At 64.0% G+C, this 18,384-nt stretch carries 20 protein-coding genes; 15 read left to right on the top strand and 5 right to left on the bottom strand.

Going from position 1 to position 18,384, the window contains the following annotated elements; translation table 11 throughout:
- Positions 1-7 precede the first annotated feature (7 nt).
- Both B4I46_RS22250 and B4I46_RS22245 read right to left on the bottom strand, forming a co-directional pair.
- Complete coding sequence (locus tag B4I46_RS22250; protein WP_043862454.1) at positions 8-532, bottom strand: KdsC family phosphatase; 525 nt, start codon at positions 530-532, stop codon at positions 8-10.
- Positions 533-1,507, bottom strand: a complete 975-nt coding sequence (locus B4I46_RS22245; RefSeq protein ID WP_043862453.1) for a KpsF/GutQ family sugar-phosphate isomerase — start codon at positions 1,505-1,507, stop codon at positions 533-535. It abuts the gene before it with no gap.
- A gap of 256 nt (positions 1,508-1,763) precedes the next feature.
- Here B4I46_RS22245 and B4I46_RS22240 point away from each other — a divergent pair, with 256 nt between their 5' ends.
- The 14 genes from B4I46_RS22240 to B4I46_RS22175 all read left to right on the top strand — a co-directional run bounded on the left by B4I46_RS22240 (position 1,764) and on the right by B4I46_RS22175 (position 12,690).
- Positions 1,764-2,573 (top strand): ATP-binding cassette domain-containing protein, encoded by an 810-nt coding sequence (locus B4I46_RS22240; protein ID WP_043862452.1) that lies wholly within the window; start codon positions 1,764-1,766, stop codon positions 2,571-2,573.
- A complete protein-coding gene (mlaE, locus tag B4I46_RS22235; RefSeq protein ID WP_043862451.1) occupies positions 2,573-3,370 on the top strand; it encodes a lipid asymmetry maintenance ABC transporter permease subunit MlaE in 798 nt (265 codons plus the stop codon). Before B4I46_RS22240 ends, mlaE begins: the two co-directional genes overlap by 1 nt.
- On the top strand, positions 3,370-3,837 hold the full coding sequence (gene mlaD, locus B4I46_RS22230) for an outer membrane lipid asymmetry maintenance protein MlaD (RefSeq protein WP_043862450.1): 468 nt from the start codon (positions 3,370-3,372) through the stop codon (positions 3,835-3,837). Before mlaE ends, mlaD begins: the two co-directional genes overlap by 1 nt.
- Positions 3,838-3,846: 9 nt before the next feature.
- Complete coding sequence (locus B4I46_RS22225; RefSeq protein ID WP_043862449.1) at positions 3,847-4,497, top strand: MlaC/ttg2D family ABC transporter substrate-binding protein; 651 nt, start codon at positions 3,847-3,849, stop codon at positions 4,495-4,497.
- Complete coding sequence (locus B4I46_RS22220) at positions 4,494-4,796, top strand: STAS domain-containing protein (protein WP_054916378.1); 303 nt, start codon at positions 4,494-4,496, stop codon at positions 4,794-4,796. Before B4I46_RS22225 ends, B4I46_RS22220 begins: the two co-directional genes overlap by 4 nt.
- Before the next feature lie 115 nt (positions 4,797-4,911).
- On the top strand, positions 4,912-5,151 hold the full coding sequence (locus tag B4I46_RS22215; protein WP_010223373.1) for a BolA family protein: 240 nt from the start codon (positions 4,912-4,914) through the stop codon (positions 5,149-5,151).
- 23 nt (positions 5,152-5,174) lie between these two features.
- Positions 5,175-6,440 (top strand): UDP-N-acetylglucosamine 1-carboxyvinyltransferase, encoded by a 1,266-nt coding sequence (murA, locus tag B4I46_RS22210; protein ID WP_043862447.1) that lies wholly within the window; start codon positions 5,175-5,177, stop codon positions 6,438-6,440.
- Positions 6,441-6,537: 97 nt separating this feature from the next.
- The gene (gene hisG / locus B4I46_RS22205; protein ID WP_043862446.1) at positions 6,538-7,173 is read left to right on the top strand and encodes an ATP phosphoribosyltransferase; all 636 of its coding nucleotides are present in this window, start codon (positions 6,538-6,540) and stop codon (positions 7,171-7,173) included.
- 126 nt (positions 7,174-7,299) lie between these two features.
- Complete coding sequence (hisD, locus tag B4I46_RS22200) at positions 7,300-8,640, top strand: histidinol dehydrogenase (protein WP_286901894.1); 1,341 nt, start codon at positions 7,300-7,302, stop codon at positions 8,638-8,640.
- 2 nt (positions 8,641-8,642) lie between these two features.
- On the top strand, positions 8,643-9,689 hold the full coding sequence (gene hisC, locus B4I46_RS22195) for a histidinol-phosphate transaminase (protein WP_286901892.1): 1,047 nt from the start codon (positions 8,643-8,645) through the stop codon (positions 9,687-9,689).
- A gap of 129 nt (positions 9,690-9,818) precedes the next feature.
- The gene (locus B4I46_RS22190; RefSeq protein ID WP_286901890.1) at positions 9,819-10,466 is read left to right on the top strand and encodes a FadR/GntR family transcriptional regulator; all 648 of its coding nucleotides are present in this window, start codon (positions 9,819-9,821) and stop codon (positions 10,464-10,466) included.
- Entirely contained in the window at positions 10,456-11,733 is a 1,278-nt protein-coding gene (locus B4I46_RS22185; RefSeq protein WP_100633030.1) for a CynX/NimT family MFS transporter, read from the top strand. Before B4I46_RS22190 ends, B4I46_RS22185 begins: the two co-directional genes overlap by 11 nt.
- Positions 11,734-11,885: 152 nt before the next feature.
- Positions 11,886-12,356, top strand: coding sequence for a nuclear transport factor 2 family protein (locus B4I46_RS22180; RefSeq protein ID WP_043862441.1), 471 nt, complete (start codon positions 11,886-11,888; stop codon positions 12,354-12,356).
- 40 nt (positions 12,357-12,396) lie between these two features.
- Positions 12,397-12,690 (top strand): GIY-YIG nuclease family protein, encoded by a 294-nt coding sequence (locus tag B4I46_RS22175; RefSeq protein ID WP_229589547.1) that lies wholly within the window; start codon positions 12,397-12,399, stop codon positions 12,688-12,690.
- On the opposite strand, the gene yejK is transcribed toward B4I46_RS22175, so the two are convergent.
- Positions 12,671-13,678, bottom strand: a complete 1,008-nt coding sequence (yejK, locus tag B4I46_RS22170; protein WP_043862439.1) for a nucleoid-associated protein YejK — start codon at positions 13,676-13,678, stop codon at positions 12,671-12,673. The genes B4I46_RS22175 and yejK overlap by 20 nt on opposite strands.
- A gap of 408 nt (positions 13,679-14,086) precedes the next feature.
- On the opposite strand from yejK, the gene B4I46_RS22165 reads away from it, so the two are divergent.
- A complete protein-coding gene (locus B4I46_RS22165) occupies positions 14,087-14,368 on the top strand; it encodes an HU family DNA-binding protein (RefSeq protein ID WP_009398256.1) in 282 nt (93 codons plus the stop codon).
- A 72-nt stretch (positions 14,369-14,440) separates the two neighbouring features.
- Here the strand turns inward: B4I46_RS22165 and rlmF are convergent, their stop codons facing one another.
- Positions 14,441-15,403 carry a 23S rRNA (adenine(1618)-N(6))-methyltransferase RlmF gene (gene rlmF / locus B4I46_RS22160; RefSeq protein WP_210014153.1) on the bottom strand — a complete coding sequence of 321 codons (963 nt, stop codon included), beginning with the start codon at positions 15,401-15,403 and terminating at the stop codon, positions 14,441-14,443.
- Positions 15,404-15,515: 112 nt separating this feature from the next.
- Complete coding sequence (locus B4I46_RS22155; RefSeq protein WP_043862437.1) at positions 15,516-18,362, bottom strand: valine--tRNA ligase; 2,847 nt, start codon at positions 18,360-18,362, stop codon at positions 15,516-15,518.
- Positions 18,363-18,384: the final 22 nt, after the last annotated feature.

Genomic DNA, 18,384 nt, shown 5'->3' with positions numbered 1-18,384 from the left:
GATCGCTCTACAGGTAGTTGGCATTCGCCGCGTCCAGGTTGCCCTGGGCTTGCAGGATCAGTTCGCAGAACTCGCGGGCTGCGCCTTCGCCTCCGCGCGCAAGGGTCACGCCATGGGCGTGCTGGCGCACGAACGGAGCGGCACTGGCTACGGCCATGCCCAGGCCAACCCGGCGAATCACCGGCAGGTCTGGCAGGTCGTCGCCCAGGTAGGCAACCTGTTCATAGCTTAGGCCCAGTTGACCAAGAAGGTCGTCGAGCACCACCAGTTTATCTTCGCGGCCCTGGTACAGGTGCGGGATGCCGAGGTTTTTCGCACGACGTTCGACCACCGGCGTCTTGCGCCCGCTGATGATCGCGGTGGTCACGCCCGAGTTCATGAGCATCTTGATGCCCTGGCCGTCGAGGGTGTTGAAGGTCTTGAATTCGCTGCCGTCCTCGAGAAAGTACAGGCGACCGTCGGTCAGCACGCCGTCCACATCGAATACCGCCAGCTTGATGGCCTTGCCGCGTTGCAGCAGATCGTCGTTCATTTACATCACTCCGGCGCGCAGCAGGTCGTGCATGTTCAGGGCGCCGACCGGCTGGTCGAGCGTGTCCACCACCACCAGCGCGCTGATCTTGTGGTCTTCCATGATCTTCAGGGCCTCGGCCGCGAGCATCTCGGCGCGGGCGGTCTTGCCGTGTACGGTCATCACTTCGTCGATCAGCGTGGTGTGCACGTCGATGTTGCGATCCAGGCTGCGGCGCAGGTCGCCGTCGGTGAACACCCCGGCCAGGCGGCCGTCGCTTTCGCGCACCACGGTCATGCCCAAACCTTTGCGAGACATTTCAAGCAGGGCGTCCTTGAGCAGCGTGCCGCGCTGAACCTGAGGCAGCTCGTCACCGCCGTGCATCACGTTCTCGACCTTGAGCAGCAGGCGTCGGCCCAAGGCACCGCCCGGGTGCGAGAAGGCGAAGTCTTCGGCAGTGAAGCCGCGCGCCTCGAGCAGGGCGATGGCCAGGGCGTCGCCGAGTACCAGCGCAGCGGTGGTGGAGGACGTCGGGGCCAGGTTCAGCGGGCAGGCCTCCTGGCCCACGCGGGCGTCCAGGTTGACCTCGGCGGCCTTGGCCAGCGGCGAGTCGGGGTTGCCGGTGAGGCTGATGAGCTTGATGCCCAGGCGCTTGATCAGTGGCAGCAGGGTCACGATTTCGTTGGTGGTGCCCGAGTTGGACAGTGCCAGGATGATGTCGTCCCGGGTGATCATGCCCATGTCGCCGTGGCTGGCCTCGGCGGGGTGAACGAAGAACGACGTGGTGCCGGTGCTGGCCAGGGTGGCGGCAATCTTGTTGCCGATGTGCCCGGATTTGCCCATGCCCACCACCACGACCCGGCCCTTGCTGGCCAGGATCAGCTCGCAGGCCTTGACGAAATCGGCGTCGATATGGGCCAGCAGGCCCTCTACCGCTTCGATCTCGAGACGGATGGTGCGCTGTGCGGATTGGATCAGGTCGGTGGATTGGCTCATGTCGTAGATCGGATTGCCTGATGAAAAGGCGGGGATTATAGCGGTAATGCGCCAAAGCCTCACCTGTGATTGCAAGGATGCTCTGCCAGAAACCTTAAGTGAGCCTTAACTTGAGCTGAACAGCCTCGGTGATGGCCTTGGGGTGGCTCTATCAGCGGTGCTATAGTTCGCCGCCTGTTCGGCCCGCTCGGAGCGTGCGTGCCTCCATGAAGGAGGTTGGCGTCTGAGTGAAAAGGCTGCATCGCAAGGAGTTTAGATGAGCGTTGATAACGCCTACGCGGTCGAATTGAAGGGCGTGACCTTCAAGCGCGGCGCGCGCAGCATCTTCAATAATGTCGACATACGCATTCCCCGCGGCAAGGTTACCGGCATCATGGGGCCTTCCGGGTGCGGCAAGACCACGCTGCTGCGTCTGATGGGCGCGCAACTGCGCCCTGCCAGCGGTGAGGTGTGGGTGGCCGGGCAAAACCTGCCGACCCTGTCGCGCAGCGACCTGTTCGACGCGCGCAAGCACATGGGCGTGCTGTTCCAGAGCGGTGCACTGTTCACCGACCTCGACGTGTTCGAGAACGTCGCCTTCCCGCTGCGGGTGCATACCCAGCTGCCCGAGGAAATGATTCGCGACATCGTGCTGATGAAGCTGCAGGCCGTGGGCTTGCGCGGTGCCATCGAGCTGATGCCCGACGAACTGTCCGGCGGCATGAAGCGCCGTGTGGCGCTGGCCCGGGCGATTGCCCTGGACCCGCAGATCCTCATGTACGACGAACCTTTCGTCGGCCAGGACCCGATCGCCATGGGCGTGCTGGTACGCCTGATCCGCCTGCTCAACGATGCGCTGGGCATCACCAGCATCGTGGTTTCGCACGATCTTGCAGAAACCGCGAGCATTGCCGACTACCTGTATGTGGTGGGGGACGGCCAGGTACTGGGCCAGGGTACGCCGCAGGAGCTGATGGAGTCGGACAACCCGCGTATCCGCCAATTCATGAAAGGCGATCCGGATGGTCCGGTGCCCTTTCATTTTCCTGCGCCTGATTACCGCGCCGATCTGTTGGGGAAGCGTTGATGCGCAGAAAGTCATTGCTCGAACGTATTCGTCTGTTTGGTCGCTCCGCGATCGACGTAGTGGCCGTGCTGGGGCGCTCCTGCCTGTTCCTGCTGCATGCCCTGGTGGGGCGCGGCGGGATTGGCGGCGGGTTCCAGTTGCTGGTCAAGCAGCTGTACTCGGTCGGCGTGATGTCGCTGGCCATCATCGTCGTGTCCGGCGTGTTCATCGGCATGGTGCTGGCCCTGCAGGGCTTCAGCATCCTCACCAAGTACGGTTCGGAACAGGCGGTGGGGCAGATGGTTGCCCTGACCCTGCTGCGTGAACTGGGCCCGGTGGTGACCGCGCTGCTGTTCGCCGGGCGGGCCGGGTCGGCGCTGACGGCCGAAATCGGCAACATGAAATCCACCGAGCAGCTGTCGAGCCTGGAGATGATCGGCGTCGACCCGCTCAAGTACATCGTTGCACCGCGCCTGTGGGCCGGCTTCATCTCGCTGCCGCTGCTGGCGATGATCTTCAGCGTGGTCGGCATCTGGGGCGGGTCCTGGGTGGCGGTGGACTGGCTGGGAGTCTATGAAGGTTCCTTCTGGTCGAACATGCAGAACAGCGTTTCGTTCGTCGACGATGTACTCAACGGGGTGCTCAAGAGCCTCGTGTTTGCCTTCGTCGTCACCTGGATTGCCGTATTCCAAGGCTATGACTGTGAGCCCACTTCAGAGGGGATCAGCCGTGCCACTACCAAGACCGTGGTCTATGCCTCGCTGGCAGTCCTGGGTCTGGACTTTATTCTGACCGCCTTGATGTTTGGAGATTTCTGATGCAAAACCGCACCCTGGAAATCGGTGTCGGCCTGTTCCTCCTGGCCGGGATCCTGGCACTGCTTCTGCTGGCCCTGCGCGTCAGCGGCCTGTCCGCCAGCCCGAGCAGCGATACCTATAAACTTTACGCCTACTTCGACAATATCGCCGGTTTGACTGTCAGAGCTAAAGTGACCATGGCCGGTGTAACCATCGGCAAGGTCACGGCCATCGATCTGGACCGCGATACCTATACCGGTCGGGTGACGTTGCAGCTGGAAAAACGCGTCGACAACCTGCCGACCGATTCCACCGCCTCGATCCTGACCGCCGGGTTGCTCGGCGAGAAGTACATCGGCATCAGCGTGGGCGGTGAGGAAGCGGTGCTCAAGGAAGGTGGAACCATCCATGACACCCAGTCGGCGCTGGTACTGGAAGATCTGATTGGCAAGTTTTTGCTCAATACCGTTGGCAAAGAAGCTAAATAAGGAGTTTCCATGATTTCCATCCTGCGACGCGGCCTGTTGGTATTGCTGGCGAGCCTGCCGTTGATGGCCGTTGCGGCCACGCAATCGCCCAAAGAAGTGATCCAGACCACCACCACGCAACTGCTGTCCGACCTCAAGGCGAACAAGGAGCAGTACAAGGCCAACCCCAGCGCGTTCTACGATGCGCTCAACGCCAACCTGGGACCGGTGGTGGATGCCGATGGCATCTCCCGCAGCATCATGACGGTCAAGTACTCGCGCAAGGCTACCCCGGCCCAGATGCAGCGCTTCCAGGAAAACTTCAAGCGCAGCCTGATGCAGTTCTATGGCAACGCCCTGCTGGAATACAACAACCAGGGCATCACCGTGGGCGCCGAGAAGAAGGACGGCGACGACCGTGCCAGCGTCGACATGACGGTCAAGGGCAACAACGGCGCCGTCTACCCGGTTTCCTACACCCTGACCAAGCTCAATGGCGAGTGGAAGGTGCGTAACGTTATCGTCAACGGCATCAACATCGGCAAGCTGTTCCGTGACCAGTTCGCCGACGCCATGCAGCGCAACGGCAACGACCTGGACAAGACCATCGACGGCTGGGCCGGCGAAGTGGCCAAGGCCAAGGAAACCACCGAGCAAGCGGCCGAGAAGCAGGCCCAATGAGTGCGGCAGTCACCCTTGCCGCACCCGGCGTGCTGAGCCTGTCCGGTGTGCTGGATTACCGCACCGGCCCGGTGCTGCGCAAGCAGGGCAGGGCCCTGATTGCTGCCAGTCGCGAGCCTTCGCTGGTGCTGGACTGTTCGGCGGTGGAGCTTTCCAGCAGCGTGGGTCTGTCCCTGCTGCTGGCCTTCACCCGTGACGGGCAGGCGGCGGGCAAGACCATCGAGGTGCGCGGCATGCCCCATGGCATGCACGAAATCGCTCAGGTGTACGGGCTCGGCGAGCTGCTGGCCGGTCAATAAATACGGGTGCGCGACGGGCCCCTCTGTCAGAGTCCTCGTTTACGGGGTTCGCAGGCGAGGGGCTTTTTTGTATGATGGCCGACCCGCGCGCACAGGGCGCCGATTGAGGTTGAGCATGCAGGCCGTAGAAGTTAAGAACTTCCTTGAAGAAAAGTTGCCGGGAACCCGGGTCGAAGTTGAAGGCGAAGGCTGCAACTTCCAGCTGAACGTAATCAGTGACGAATTGGCGGCCCTGAGCCCGGTCAAGCGTCAGCAGCAGATCTATGCTCACCTGAACCCGTGGATCACCGATGGCAGCATCCATGCGGTAACCATGAAATTTTTCAGCAGCGCAGCCTGGGCTGAGCGCACCTGAGCCAACTTGGCGGCGAGATTCCAATGGACAAACTGATTATCACTGGCGGCGTTCGTCTCGATGGCGAAATCCGCATTTCCGGCGCAAAGAACGCAGCGCTGCCGATTCTGGCGGCCACCCTGCTGTGCGACGGCCCGGTCACCGTCGGCAACCTGCCGCACCTGCACGACATCACCACCATGATCGAGCTGTTCGGTCGCATGGGCATCGAGCCTGTGATCGACGAGAAGCTCGCGGTGGAGATCGACCCACGCACCATCAAGACCCTGGTCGCGCCGTATGAGCTGGTGAAGACCATGCGCGCCTCGATCCTGGTGCTGGGCCCGATGGTCGCCCGTTTCGGCGAGGCCGAAGTGGCCCTGCCTGGCGGCTGCGCCATTGGCTCGCGCCCGGTCGACCTGCACATCCGCGGCCTCGAGGCGATGGGCGCGAAGATCGAAGTCGAAGGCGGCTACATCAAGGCCAAGGCGCCTGAAGGCGGCCTGCGCGGTGCGCACTTCTTCTTCGACACCGTCAGCGTGACCGGTACCGAGAACATCATGATGGCCGCTGCCCTGGCCAAGGGCCGCAGCGTGCTGCAGAACGCCGCGCGCGAGCCGGAAGTGGTCGACCTGGCCAACTTCCTCAACGCCATGGGCGCCAAGGTGCAGGGTGCCGGTACCGACACCATCACCATCGACGGCGTCGAGCGCCTGGGTTCGGCGGTATACCGCGTGATGCCCGACCGTATCGAGACCGGCACCTACCTGGTAGCCGCTGCCGTGACCGGCGGTCGCGTCAAGGTCAAGGACACCGATCCGACCATCCTCGAGGCGGTACTGGAGAAGCTCAAGGAAGCCGGTGCCGAAATCACCACCGGTGAAGACTGGATCGAGCTGGACATGCACGGCAAGCGGCCGAAAGCCGTGAACCTGCGCACCGCCCCGTACCCGGCGTTCCCTACCGACATGCAGGCTCAGTTCATCTCCCTCAACGCCATTGCCGAAGGCACCGGCGCGGTGATCGAGACGATCTTCGAAAACCGCTTCATGCACGTGTACGAGATGCACCGCATGGGCGCGCAGATCCAGGTCGAAGGCAACACGGCCATCGTCACCGGCACCAAGACCCTCAAGGGCGCTCCGGTCATGGCCACCGACCTGCGGGCTTCGGCCAGCCTGGTCATTTCGGCGCTGGTCGCCGAGGGCGACACCCTGATCGATCGCATCTACCACATAGACCGTGGCTACGAGTGCATCGAAGAGAAACTGCAGATGCTGGGCGCGAAGATCCGTCGCGTACCGGGCTAGCCCTGCACTCGGCGCAGGGACGCGCCACAAGAATCGATTGCCGTCGGGCGCCTGCACGGGTCCGGCGGCTAAAGCCGCTTAAGGATTGACGTTTCCCATGTTGACCATCGCGCTGTCCAAGGGCCGTATTCTCGACGACACCCTGCCATTGCTGGCAGAGGCGGGCATCGTGCCTACCGAGAATCCGGACAAAAGCCGCAAGCTGATCATCCCGACCACCCAGGACGATGTGCGCCTGCTGATCGTGCGTGCCACCGACGTGCCGACCTACGTCGAGCATGGCGCCGCCGACCTGGGCGTGGCCGGCAAGGACGTGCTGATGGAGTACGGCGGCCAGGGCCTGTACGAGCCGCTGGACCTGCAGATTGCCCAATGCAAGCTGATGACCGCCGGTGCCATCGGCGCTGCCGAACCCAAGGGGCGCCTGCGCGTGGCCACCAAGTTCGTCAACGTCGCCAAGCGCTACTACGCCGAGCAGGGCCGTCAGGTCGACATCATCAAGCTGTACGGCTCGATGGAGCTGGCACCGCTGATCAACCTGGCCGACAAGATCATCGACGTGGTCGACACCGGCAACACCCTGCGTGCCAACGGCCTGGAACCCCAGGAACTGATCGCCACCATCAGCTCCCGGCTGGTGGTCAACAAGGCCTCGATGAAGATGCAGCACGCACGCATCCAGAGCCTGATCGACGCCTTGCGTCTGGCCGTGGAATCGCGACACCGCGGCTGACCCCTGCGCGCGACCTTCGCTGTCGCGCCCGTCTATCCGCGTCATAGCCAATTTTCTCGGGTGCCCGCGCGGATGGACTGGTAGCTTAGGGCGCCTGAGCATCCGCCATTTACCGAGGCCTTAGCCATGACCACGTCCACTGCAATTCGCCGACTCAACGCTGCTGACCCGGATTTCGCCCGACATCTGGATCATCTGCTGAGCTGGGAAAGCGTGTCTGACGATGCGGTCAACCAGCGGGTGCTGGACATCATCAAGGCCGTGCGCGAGCGCGGCGACGCGGCGCTGGTGGAATTCACCCAGCGTTTCGACGGCGTCCAGGCCACCTCCATCGATGACCTGATCCTGGGGCGCGAGCGCCTGGAGCTGGCCCTGAGCCGCATTACCCCGGCGCAGCGCGAGGCGCTGGAAACCGCCGCCCGCCGGGTGCGCAGCTACCACGAAAGGCAGAAGCAGGACTCCTGGACCTACACCGAGGCCGACGGCACCGTGCTGGGCCAGAAGGTCACGCCGCTGGACCGCGCCGGGCTGTACGTACCGGGTGGCAAGGCGTCGTACCCTTCGTCGGTACTGATGAACGCGATTCCGGCCAAGGTTGCCGGGGTGTCCGAAGTGGTCATGGTGGTACCCACCCCGCGTGGTGAAATCAACGAGCTGGTGCTGGCTGCGGCGTGCATCGCCGGGGTCGATCGGGTGTTCACCATCGGTGGCGCCCAGGCGGTTGCCGCACTGGCCTACGGCACCGAGAGCGTGCCGCAGGTAGACAAGGTGGTCGGCCCGGGCAACATCTACGTGGCCACCGCCAAGCGCCATGTGTTCGGCCAGGTGGGCATCGACATGATTGCCGGCCCGTCGGAGATCCTCGTGGTGTGCGACGGCCAGACCGACCCGGACTGGATCGCCATGGACCTGTTCTCCCAGGCCGAGCATGACGAAGACGCCCAGGCGATTCTGGTCAGCCCCGACGCCGACTTCCTCGACCGCGTGGTCGCAAGCATCGACAAGCTGCTGCCGGGCATGGACCGCGCCGAGATCATCCAGACCTCCATCAATGGCCGTGGCGCACTGATCCACGTGCGCGACATGCAGCAGGCCATCGAGGTGGCCAACCGCATCGCCCCCGAGCACCTGGAGTTGTCGGTGGCCGACCCGCAGGCCTGGTTGCCGCAGATCCGCCATGCCGGTGCGATCTTCATGGGCCGCCACACCAGCGAAGCGCTGGGCGACTACTGCGCTGGCCCCAACCACGTGCTGCCTACCTCCGGCACCGCACGGTTCTCCTCGCCGCTGGGGGTGTACGACTTCCAGAAGCGTTCCTCGATCATCTTCTGTTCCGAGCAGGGCGCTTCGGACCTGGGTCGCACCGCGTCGGTGCTGGCTCGTGGCGAATCCCTGAGCGCGCACGCACGCAGCGCCGAATACCGCATCCTTGGCGATCACACCCCTGTCGATAAAGAGGGCAACTGAGCATGAGCAAATTCTGGAGCCCCTTCGTCAAGGACCTGGTGCCTTACGTGCCGGGCGAGCAGCCCAAGCTGAGCAAGCTGGTCAAGCTCAACACCAACGAAAACCCCTATGGCCCTTCGCCAAAGGCGCTGGAGGCCATGCGCGGCGAGCTCAACGACAACCTGCGCCTGTACCCGGACCCCAATGGCGACCGGCTTAAGCAGGCGGTGGCCAGTTACTACGGCGTGCAGGCCAGCCAGGTGTTCCTGGGCAACGGTTCGGACGAAGTGCTCGCGCACATTTTCCACGGCCTGTTCCAGCACGATGCGCCGCTGCTGTTCCCCGACATCAGCTACAGCTTCTACCCGGTGTACTGCGGCCTGTACGGCATCCCGTATGAGGCGGTAGCGCTGGACGAGCAGTTCCAGGTTCGTGTCGAGGATTACCAGCGCGCCAACGGCGGCATCATCTTCCCCAACCCGAACGCACCCACTGGCTGCCTGCTGGCGCTGGAGGCAGTCGAGCAGATGCTGCAGGCCAACCCGGATTCGGTGGTGGTGGTCGACGAAGCCTACATCGACTTCGGCGGCCAGACCGCCATCAGCCTGGTGGACCGCTACCCGAACCTGCTGGTGACCCAGACCTTGTCCAAGTCGCGTTCCCTGGCCGGCCTGCGGGTCGGGCTGGCGGTCGGCCACCCGGACCTGATCGAGGCGCTGGAGCGCATCAAGAACAGCTTCAACTCCTATCCGCTGGATCGCCTGGCCATCGTCGGCGCGGCGGCGGCGTTCGAGGACCAGGCGTATTTCGAACAGACCTGCCGCCAGGTGATCGACAGCCGGGAGCAGCTGGTGGCGCAGTTGACCGACCGCGGTTTCCAGGTGCTGCCGTCGGCGGCCAACTTCATCTTTGCCCGTCACCCCGACCAGGATGCCGCTGCGCTGGCGGCCAAGTTGCGCGAGCAGGGCGTGATCGTGCGCCACTTCAAGCAGCAGCGCATCGTGCAGTTCCTGCGTATCAGCATCGGTACGCCCGAGCAGAACCAGGCGCTGCTTGACGCCTTGAACTGATCGCGCCTTGCAATCGCCAGCTAGGCGGGCTCCTGCGGGAGCCGGCCTAGCTGGCGATTGCATCGACGTGGCCCGACAGGCTATTCTCCGCTCCTCAGATTCGTCCGATGATTGGATGTAAGCACGTCAATGACTCAACTCATCAAACGCTCCCTTGTCGAGCAGGCCGTCGAACAACTGCGCCAGCGCGTCGCCGATGGCGCCTGGGCCGTCGGCCAGCGCCTGCCCACCGAGCCCGAACTGGCCCTGGAACTGGGCATCAGCCGCAATACCGTGCGTGAAGCGATGCGCGTGCTCGCCTTCAGCGGCCTGGTCGAAGTGCGCCAGGGCGACGGCACCTACCTGCGCGCCAATGTCGACCCGCTGGCCACCGTGCAGGTGCTGTCGCGTTGCAGCCTCGAGCAGGCCCGCGAAACCCGGCACATCCTCGAAGCCGAGGCCATCGGGCTGGCGGCGCTGCGCCGCACCGACGACGACCTCAAGGGGCTGCATGAAGCCCTGCAGCACAGCGCCGAGCACTTTCACGACGACCTCGACAGCTACGTGGCCTGCGACCTGGTGTTTCACCAGCGCCTGGTGGACGCCGCACACAACCCGGCATTGAGCGAGCTGTACCGCTACTTCTCCGCCGTGGTGGCGTGCGCCGTGCACCACAACATGCGCGAATCGCGTTGCCAGGGCGTGTTCGACCTGCACCGCGAAATCCTGCGGGCGGTCGAGCAACGCGACCCGGAACGGGCCAAGGCCCTGAGCAGAACCCTTATCAATGAAGCCTGACGCAGAGACAGCCATGCCCAAACCCAACCCGCCGCTCGAAGAACTCCTGATCGACGCCGAAGCCGACGACGCCCAGCTGCAACCGCCCGCCGTGCTGCAGCGCCCGTGGCTGTTGCTGCTGGGGCTGGTACTGGTGGCACTGAACCTGCGCCCGGCGCTGTCGAGCATGGCGCCGTTGCTCGGGCAGGTGTCCGACAGCCTGGGGCTGAGTGCTTCGCAGGCCGGCCTGCTGACCACGCTGCCGGTACTGTGCCTGGGCCTGTTCGCGCCGCTGGCACCGATCCTGGCGCGTCGCTTCGGCAGCGAGCGGGTGGTGCTGGGCATTCTGCTCACGCTGGCGTGCGGCATCTTGCTGCGCAGCTCGCTGGGCAGTGTGGGGCTGTTTGCCGGCAGCATCCTGGCCGGGGCCAGCATCGGCGTGATTGGCGTGCTGCTGCCGGGCATCGTCAAGCGCGACTTCCCCAAGCATGCCGGCGCCCTGACCGGCGTGTACACCATGGCCCTGTGCCTGGGCGCGGCCCTGGCGGCCGGCGCCACCGTGCCGTTGAGCCAGCACTTCGACGACAGTTGGGCGCTGGGCCTGGGTGTCTGGCTGATTCCGGCGGTGGTGGCGGCGCTGTTCTGGCTGCCCCAGGCGCGCCACGGGCATGGCAAGCATGCGGTGGCTTATCGGGTGAGGGGGCTGCTGCGCGATCCGCTGGCCTGGCAGGTGACCCTGTACATGGGCCTGCAGTCGTCGCTGGCGTACATCGTGTTCGGCTGGCTGCCCTCGATTCTGATCGGCCGTGGCCTGAGCCCGACCGAGGCCGGGCTGGTGCTGTCCGGTTCGGTGATCGTGCAACTGGCCAGTGCCCTGACCGCGCCGTGGCTGGCCACCCGTGGCAAGGACCAGCGCCTGGCCATCGTGCTGGTGATGCTGCTGACCCTGGCCGGCCTGTTCGGCTGCCTGTATGCCCCGTTAGGCGGGCTGTGGGGTTGGGCGGTGGTACTGGGTATCGGGCAGGGCGGCACCTTTGCCCTGGCGCTGACCCTGATCGTGTTGCGGTCGAAGGACTCGCATGTGGCGGCCAACCTGTCGAGCATGGCCCAGGGCATCGGCTATACCCTGGCCTCGATGGGGCCGTTCGCGGTAGGCCTGGTGCATGACGTGACCGGTGGCTGGGACGCGGTGGGCTGGATCTTCGCGGTGCTGGGCGTGGGTGCGATCGGTTTCGGGCTCAAGGCCGGGCGGGCGTTGCAGGTGGGTGTGGTCAGCGAACGGGTCTGACTTCGCGTGGCTGCCATCGCGGGTCTGCACTGCACCTGTGGGAGCGGGCCTGACCTGCGATGGGGCACATCATTCGCACCGTATATACCCGTAGCTTTCAGCCATCACTCGGCCTATCGTTCACGTCCGTTCCCCTGTAATGGACCGCGCCCATGAGCGACGCCAACATCGCGCTGATCACACGTTTCTACCAGGCCTTCCAGCGCCTCGACGCCGAGGCCATGGTCGCCTGCTACAGCCCCGAGGTGGTGTTCAGCGACCCGGCCTTCGGTACCCTGCGTGGCAAGGACGCCGCCGACATGTGGCGCATGCTCGCCAGTCGCGCCAAGGATTTCTCCCTGACCTTCGACAGCGTGCGCGCCGACGAGCGCAGCGCCACTGCGCACTGGGTGGCCACCTACCTGTTCAGCCAGACCGGTCGCGTGGTGGTCAACGACATTCAGGCACGTTTCGTGATCCGCGACGGGTTGATCGTCGAGCATCACGATCATTTCGACCTGTGGCGCTGGGCTCGCCAGGCGCTGGGTACCAAGGGCCTGCTGCTGGGCTGGACACCGCTGGTACAGGGCAAGATTCGCCAACAGGCGGCAAAAGGCCTGCGCGCATTTCAGGCCGGGCGTTGACGGGGTAAGCTGTCGCCTTCACCCCTGTACGCAGATGCCCGTGACCGAAACCCCCACCTCTCGCAAACCCTGGTATGTCTATCTGGTACGCACCGCCAACGGTTCGTTGTACTGCGGCATCAGCGACAACCCCGAGCGCCGTTTCAATGCGCATCAGAGCGGCCGCGGTGCGCGTTACTTCAGCACCAGCCCGGCAGTGGCGCTGGTGTATGTGGAAGCCTGGCCGGACAAGGCCGAGGCGCTGCGCCAGGAACGCCTGGTGAAGAAGCTGCGCAAGTCGGCCAAGGAGGCACTGGTGGCCTCCTGGACGGGGCTCAGTCCTTGCGACGCTTGAGCTGATCGGTGAGCTGGGTGGGCAGGCCCTTGATGATCAGGGTGCCGGCCTCTTCGTCGTACTCGATCTTCGAGCCCAGCAGGTGTGCCTCGAAGCTGATCGACAGGCCCTCGGCGCGGCCGGTGAAGCGGCGGAACTGGTTCAGGGTGCGCTTGTCGGCCGGGATCTCCGGCGACAGGCCGTAGTCCTTGTTGCGGATATGGTCATAGAAGGCCCGTGGGCGGTCCTCGTCGATCAGTTCCGACAGCTCGCTCAGGGTCACTGGCTCGCCTGCCTTGGTCTGGCTGGTGGCGTACTCGACCAGGGTCTGGGTCTTTTCGCGGGCGGCTTCCTCGGGCAGGTCCTCGCTCTCGACGAAGTCGCTGAAGGCCTTGAGCAGGGTGCGGGTCTCTCCCGGGCCGTCGACGCCTTCCTGGCAGCCGATGAAGTCGCGGAAGTACTCCGAGACCTTCTTGCCGTTCTTGCCCTTGATGAACGAGATGTACTGCTTGGACTGCTTGTTGTTCTGCCACTCGGAGATGTTGATGCGAGCAGCCAGGTGCAGCTGGCCCAGGTCCAGGTGGCGCGAGGGGGTCACGTCCAGGTCGGCGTTCACCGCCACACCTTCGCTGTGGTGCAGCAGGGCGATGGCCAGGTAGTCGGTCATGCCTTGCTGGTAGTGGGCGAACAGTACGTGGCCACCGGTGGACAGGTTCGACTCTTCCATCAGCTTCTGCAGGTGCTCGACGGCCACGCGGCTGAAGGCGGTGAAGGTCTTGCCTTCATCCAGGTATTCCTTCAGCCAGCCGCTGAACGGATGGGCGCCGGACTCGGCGTGGAACAGGCCCCAGGCTTTGCCCTGTTTGGCGTTGTAGCTGTCGTTGAGGTCGGCCAGCAGGTTCTCGATGGCGGTCGACTCGGCCAGTTCCGAGTCGCGTGCGTGCAGCACGGCAGGGCTGCCATCGGGTTTCTTGTCGATCAGGTGGACGATGCAATGACGGATCGGCATGGGATTCTCGGCTGAAAATAGGGCGCGACATACGGCGCTGCAAAGCGGCCAAGTGTAACCCAGCCGGGGGCTTGAGCAGGGTATGGATGTGTGTCGACGCAAGGGTTGTTCATTTTTTGTGCGATTTTTTGCGAAATTTGCTGCAAACCCCCGAAAAACCAGAACATTTGGCCTGTGGGAGGCGGATATTTATCGCTTCGTGTGGTAGTTTTGCCCGGTCTTGCGCACCGCGTGTGGCGCATTGCTGGCAGACCGCTGATGTCACGTCGAACCAAACGCATTTTTGTGTATCTACATACGCGATTGGCAATGGATATACCCCGGACCGCCGAAGACTCGCGGGTCTGGGCCGATGGCTGACGCTGCACTCTGCAAACCAACTGAATTTGATAGGGAAGGAACACCACCATGGCATTGACCAAAGACCAACTGATCGCCGATATCGCCGAAGCTATCGACGCGCCGAAAACCACCGCGCGTAACGCTCTGGAGCAACTGGGCCAGATCGTTGCTGATCAACTGGAAAATGGCAGCGAAATCACCCTGCCGGGTATCGGCAAGCTGAAGATCACCGAGCGTCCTGCCCGTACCGGTCGTAACCCTTCGACTGGCGCAGCCATCGAAATCGCTGCCAAGAAAGTCGTCAAGTTCGTTCCAGCCAAAGTGCTGACCGACGCTGTAAACAAGTAATTGTAAACAGCTTCTGAAAACCGCGTCCGGTGCGAGCCAGGCGCGGTTTTTTTGTGGGTGCTGCGCATGCCCCTAGGGGGCGGGTTTCGTCCAGCGCAGCTGGCGCCACGCAGCGCGCGCCTGAGGTGTCTGGAAGGTCCAGGCCACCAGGCGGCTCTGCTTCTGCCCCTGGCCCATCTCCAGCACGCGGTGCTCTACTGCGCCGGCCTTGTTCAGGGCCGCCTCGATACCCGGCAGGTTCGATGCCTTCGACACCAGGCTGCTGAACCACAGCACCTGTTGGCCCAGGGCCACGCTTTCATTCACCAGCTGGCTGACAAAGCGGATTTCACCGCCTTCGCACCACAGCTCGTTGTTCTGCCCCCCAAAGTTCAGTACCGGCAGCTTGCGCTTGGGGTCGGCCTTGCCCAGCGCCCGCCATTTGCGCTGGCTGCCACGGGTGGCTTCGTCACGCGAGGCGTGGAAGGGCGGGTTGCACAGGGTGACGTCGAAGCGTTCGTCGCTCTTTAGCAGGCCGGCGAGGATCTGCCGCGCATTGCCCTGCTGGCGCAGGCTGATGACCTTGCCCAGCCCGTTGGCTTGCACGATGGCCTTGGCGGCGCCCAGGGCCACCGGGTCGATGTCCGAGCCCAGGAAGCGCCAGCGGTAGTCGACGTGACCCAGCAGCGGATAGATGCAGTTGGCCCCGACCCCCACATCCAGTGCCTGGATCATCGCACCCCGCGGAATCTCGCCATCGTTGTCGGTGGCCAGCAGGTCGGCCAGGCCATGCAGGTAGTCGGCGCGGCCGGGTATGGGCGGGCACAGGTAGTCGGCCGGGATGTCCCAGTGCTGGATGCCGTACTGGGCCTTGAGCAGGGCGCGGTTGAATACGCGCACTGCCTCGGGGTCGGCGAAATCGATGCTCGGCTTGCCGTGGGGGTTGGTGATCATGAAGCGGCCCAGCTCGGGGCTGCTCTTGATCAGTTGCGGGAAGTCGTAGCGACCCTGGTGGCGGTTGCGCGGGTGCAGGGTGGGTTTGTTGGGTGTGGTCATGTTTGTGTCCGGTGAAAAGCATCGCGGGTCAAGCCCGCTCCCACAGGGCTGCATGCACAGTTCCTGGTGGGAGCGGGCTTGACCCGCGATGGCGTCGCTGTGATCAGCGCTATTACAAGGCGGCAATCCGCGCATGCTGCTCGGTGAAGTTGGCCAGGGCCTGTTCGGCCTCGGCCAGCTTGGCGCGCTCCTTGTCGATCACCGCAGGCGGCGCCTTGTCGACGAACGCCGGGTTGGACAGCTTGCCGCCCACCCGCTGCACTTCGCCTTGCAGGCGCTGGATTTCCTTGTTCAGACGCGCCAGCTCGGCATCCTTGTCGATCAGCCCGGCCATCGGCACCAGCACCTGCAGGTCACCGACCAGGGCGGTGGCGCTCAGTGGCGCCTCGTCCTGCTCGCCCAGCACGGTGAAGGATTCGATCTTGGCCAGCTTCTTGAGCAGTGCTTCGTTTTCCTGCAGGCGACGCACGTCTTCGGCACTGGCGTTCTTGAGGAACAGCTGCAATGGCTTGCCCGGGCCGATGTTCATTTCGCCACGGATGTTGCGCACGCCCAGCATCAGTTCCTTGAGCCACTCGATATCGCCTTCGGCCGCTTCATCGATGCGGCTTTCGTTGGCCACCGGCCACGGCTGCAGCATGATGGTCTTGCCTTCGATACCGGCCAGCGGCGCCAGGCGCTGCCAGATTTCCTCGGTGATGAACGGCATGAACGGGTGCGCCAGGCGCAGCGCCACTTCCAGCACGCGGACCAGGGTGCGACGGGTGCCGCGCTGGCGTTCGACCGGTGCGTTCTCGTCCCACAGTACCGGCTTGGACAGCTCCAGATACCAGTCGCAGTACTGGTTCCAGATGAACTCGTACAGCGCCTGGGCGGCCAGGTCGAAGCGGAACTGGTCCAGCTGGCGGGTCACTTCGGCTTCGGTGCGCTGCAGCTGCGAGATGATCCAGCGGTCGGCCAGCGACAGCTCGTAGGCCTCGCCGTTCTGGCCGCAGTCCTCGCCCTTGTCCAGCACGTAGCGCGCGGCGTTCCAGATCTTGTTGCAGAAGTTGCGATAGCCTTCGACGCGGCCCATGTCGAACTTGATGTCGCGACCGGTGGACGCCAGCGAGCAGAAGGTGAAGCGCAGGGCATCGGTGCCGTAGCTGGCGATGCCTTCGGGGAACTCGGCCTTGGTCTGCTTGGCGATCTTGTCGGCCAGCTTGGGCTGCATCAGACCGCTGGTGCGTTTCTCCAGCAGCGCGTCCAGGGTGATGCCATCGACGATGTCCAGCGGGTCGAGCACGTTGCCCTTGGACTTGGACATCTTCTGGCCCTGGCCATCACGAACCAGACCATGCACGTACACGGTCTTGAACGGCACCTGCGGGGTGCCGTCCTCGTTCTTCACCAGGTGCATGGTCAACATGATCATCCGGGCAACCCAGAAGAAGATGATGTCGAAACCGGTCACCAGCACGTCGGTGGAGTGGAAGGTCTTGAGGAATTCGGTCTGCTGCGGCCAGCCCAGGGTGGAGAATGTCCACAGGCCCGAGCTGAACCAGGTGTCGAGCACGTCGTTGTCCTGGTTCAGGACCACGTCGTCGCCCAGCTGGTGCTTGGCGCGCACTTCTTCTTCGCTGCGCCCCACATAGACCTTGCCCGACACGTCGTACCAGGCCGGAATGCGGTGGCCCCACCACAGCTGGCGGCTGATGCACCAGTCCTGGATGTCGCGCATCCAGGAGAAATACATGTTCTCGTACTGCTTGGGCACGAACTGGATGCGGCCGTCTTCGACAGCGGCGATCGCAGGCTCGGCCAGCGGCTTGGTCGACACGTACCACTGGTCGGTCAGCCATGGCTCGATGATGGTGCCGGAGCGGTCGCCCTTGGGCACTTTCAAGGCGTGGTCGTCGACGCTGACCAGCAGGCCTGCGGCATCCAGGTCGGCAACGATCTGCTTGCGCGCCACGAAGCGGTCGAGGCCGGCGTAGGCGGCAGGCAGGCTGGCGTCCAGGCTTTCGTTCAGGCTGCCGTCGAGGTTGAACACCTGGGCTGCCGGCAGCACCGCAGCGTTCTTGTCGAAGATGTTGAGCAGCGGCAGGTTGTGGCGCTTGCCGACTTCGTAGTCGTTGAAGTCGTGGGCCGGGGTGATCTTCACGCAGCCGGTGCCGAATTCGGGGTCGCAGTAGTCATCGGCGATGATCGGGATCAGGCGACCGACCAGCGGCAGCTTGACGAACTTGCCGATCAGCGCCTGGTAGCGCTCGTCGTTCGGGTTGACGGCCACGGCGGCGTCGCCGAGCAGGGTTTCCGGACGGGTGGTGGCGACCACCAGGTGGTCCTTGCCGTCGGCCGTGGTGGCACCGTCGGCCAGCGGGTAGCGCAGGTTCCACAGATGGCCTTTCTCGTCGTGGCTTTCCACTTCGAGGTCGGAGATCGCCGTGTGCAGCTTGGTGTCCCAGTTGACCAGGCGCTTGCCGCGGTAGATCAGGCCATCTTCATGCAGGCGCACGAAGGCTTCCTTGACCGCTTCGGACAGGCCGTCGTCCATGGTGAAGCGCTCGCGGCTCCAGTCTACCGACGAGCCCAGGCGGCGGATCTGGCGGCTGATGTTGCCACCGGACTGATCCTTCCATTCCCAGACTTTCTCGAGGAATTTGTCGCGGCCCAGGTCGTGACGGTTCTGGCCCTTGGCCTCCAGTTGACGCTCCACCAGCATCTGCGTGGCGATGCCGGCGTGGTCGGTGCCTGGTTGCCACAGGGTGTTGCGACCCTGCATGCGGCGAAAACGGATCAGGGCGTCCATGATCGCGTTGTTGAAGCCGTGACCCATGTGCAGGCTGCCGGTCACGTTCGGCGGCGGGATCATGATGGTGTACGAATCGCCCGCGCCTTGCGGGGCGAAATAATTCTCTGACTCCCAGGTGTTGTACCAGGAAGTTTCAATGGCGTGCGGCTGGTAGGTCTTATCCATGCGCGGCGGGACCCTATGGCAT

The organism is Pseudomonas sp. UBA7500 (assembly GCF_002478435.1).
Taxonomy (GTDB): Bacteria; Pseudomonadota; Gammaproteobacteria; order Pseudomonadales; family Pseudomonadaceae; genus Aquipseudomonas; species Aquipseudomonas palmensis.
This window is presented reverse-complemented; position numbering and strand designations above follow the sequence as displayed.

What these genes read in the sequence shown, in the direction of transcription:
- B4I46_RS22225 (WP_043862449.1), top strand. Translation starts at nt 3,847, where the DNA reads ATGATTTCCATCCTGCGACGCGGCCTGTTGGTATTGCTGGCGAGCCTG.
- hisD (WP_286901894.1), top strand. Translation starts at nt 7,300, where the DNA reads ATGACCACGTCCACTGCAATTCGCCGACTCAACGCTGCTGACCCGGAT.
- mlaE (WP_043862451.1), top strand. Translation starts at nt 2,573, where the DNA reads ATGCGCAGAAAGTCATTGCTCGAACGTATTCGTCTGTTTGGTCGCTCC.
- murA (WP_043862447.1), top strand. Translation starts at nt 5,175, where the DNA reads ATGGACAAACTGATTATCACTGGCGGCGTTCGTCTCGATGGCGAAATC.
- yejK (WP_043862439.1), bottom strand. Translation starts at nt 13,678, where the DNA reads ATGCCGATCCGTCATTGCATCGTCCACCTGATCGACAAGAAACCCGAT.
- B4I46_RS22185 (WP_100633030.1), top strand. Translation starts at nt 10,456, where the DNA reads ATGAAGCCTGACGCAGAGACAGCCATGCCCAAACCCAACCCGCCGCTC.
- B4I46_RS22215 (WP_010223373.1), top strand. Translation starts at nt 4,912, where the DNA reads ATGCAGGCCGTAGAAGTTAAGAACTTCCTTGAAGAAAAGTTGCCGGGA.
- B4I46_RS22180 (WP_043862441.1), top strand. Translation starts at nt 11,886, where the DNA reads ATGAGCGACGCCAACATCGCGCTGATCACACGTTTCTACCAGGCCTTC.
- B4I46_RS22245 (WP_043862453.1), bottom strand. Translation starts at nt 1,507, where the DNA reads ATGAGCCAATCCACCGACCTGATCCAATCCGCACAGCGCACCATCCGT.
- B4I46_RS22165 (WP_009398256.1), top strand. Translation starts at nt 14,087, where the DNA reads ATGGCATTGACCAAAGACCAACTGATCGCCGATATCGCCGAAGCTATC.
- B4I46_RS22250 (WP_043862454.1), bottom strand. Translation starts at nt 532, where the DNA reads ATGAACGACGATCTGCTGCAACGCGGCAAGGCCATCAAGCTGGCGGTA.
- hisC (WP_286901892.1), top strand. Translation starts at nt 8,643, where the DNA reads ATGAGCAAATTCTGGAGCCCCTTCGTCAAGGACCTGGTGCCTTACGTG.
- rlmF (WP_210014153.1), bottom strand. Translation starts at nt 15,403, where the DNA reads ATGACCACACCCAACAAACCCACCCTGCACCCGCGCAACCGCCACCAG.
- B4I46_RS22240 (WP_043862452.1), top strand. Translation starts at nt 1,764, where the DNA reads ATGAGCGTTGATAACGCCTACGCGGTCGAATTGAAGGGCGTGACCTTC.
- B4I46_RS22190 (WP_286901890.1), top strand. Translation starts at nt 9,819, where the DNA reads ATGACTCAACTCATCAAACGCTCCCTTGTCGAGCAGGCCGTCGAACAA.
- mlaD (WP_043862450.1), top strand. Translation starts at nt 3,370, where the DNA reads ATGCAAAACCGCACCCTGGAAATCGGTGTCGGCCTGTTCCTCCTGGCC.
- B4I46_RS22155 (WP_043862437.1), bottom strand. Translation starts at nt 18,362, where the DNA reads ATGGATAAGACCTACCAGCCGCACGCCATTGAAACTTCCTGGTACAAC.
- hisG (WP_043862446.1), top strand. Translation starts at nt 6,538, where the DNA reads ATGTTGACCATCGCGCTGTCCAAGGGCCGTATTCTCGACGACACCCTG.
- B4I46_RS22220 (WP_054916378.1), top strand. Translation starts at nt 4,494, where the DNA reads ATGAGTGCGGCAGTCACCCTTGCCGCACCCGGCGTGCTGAGCCTGTCC.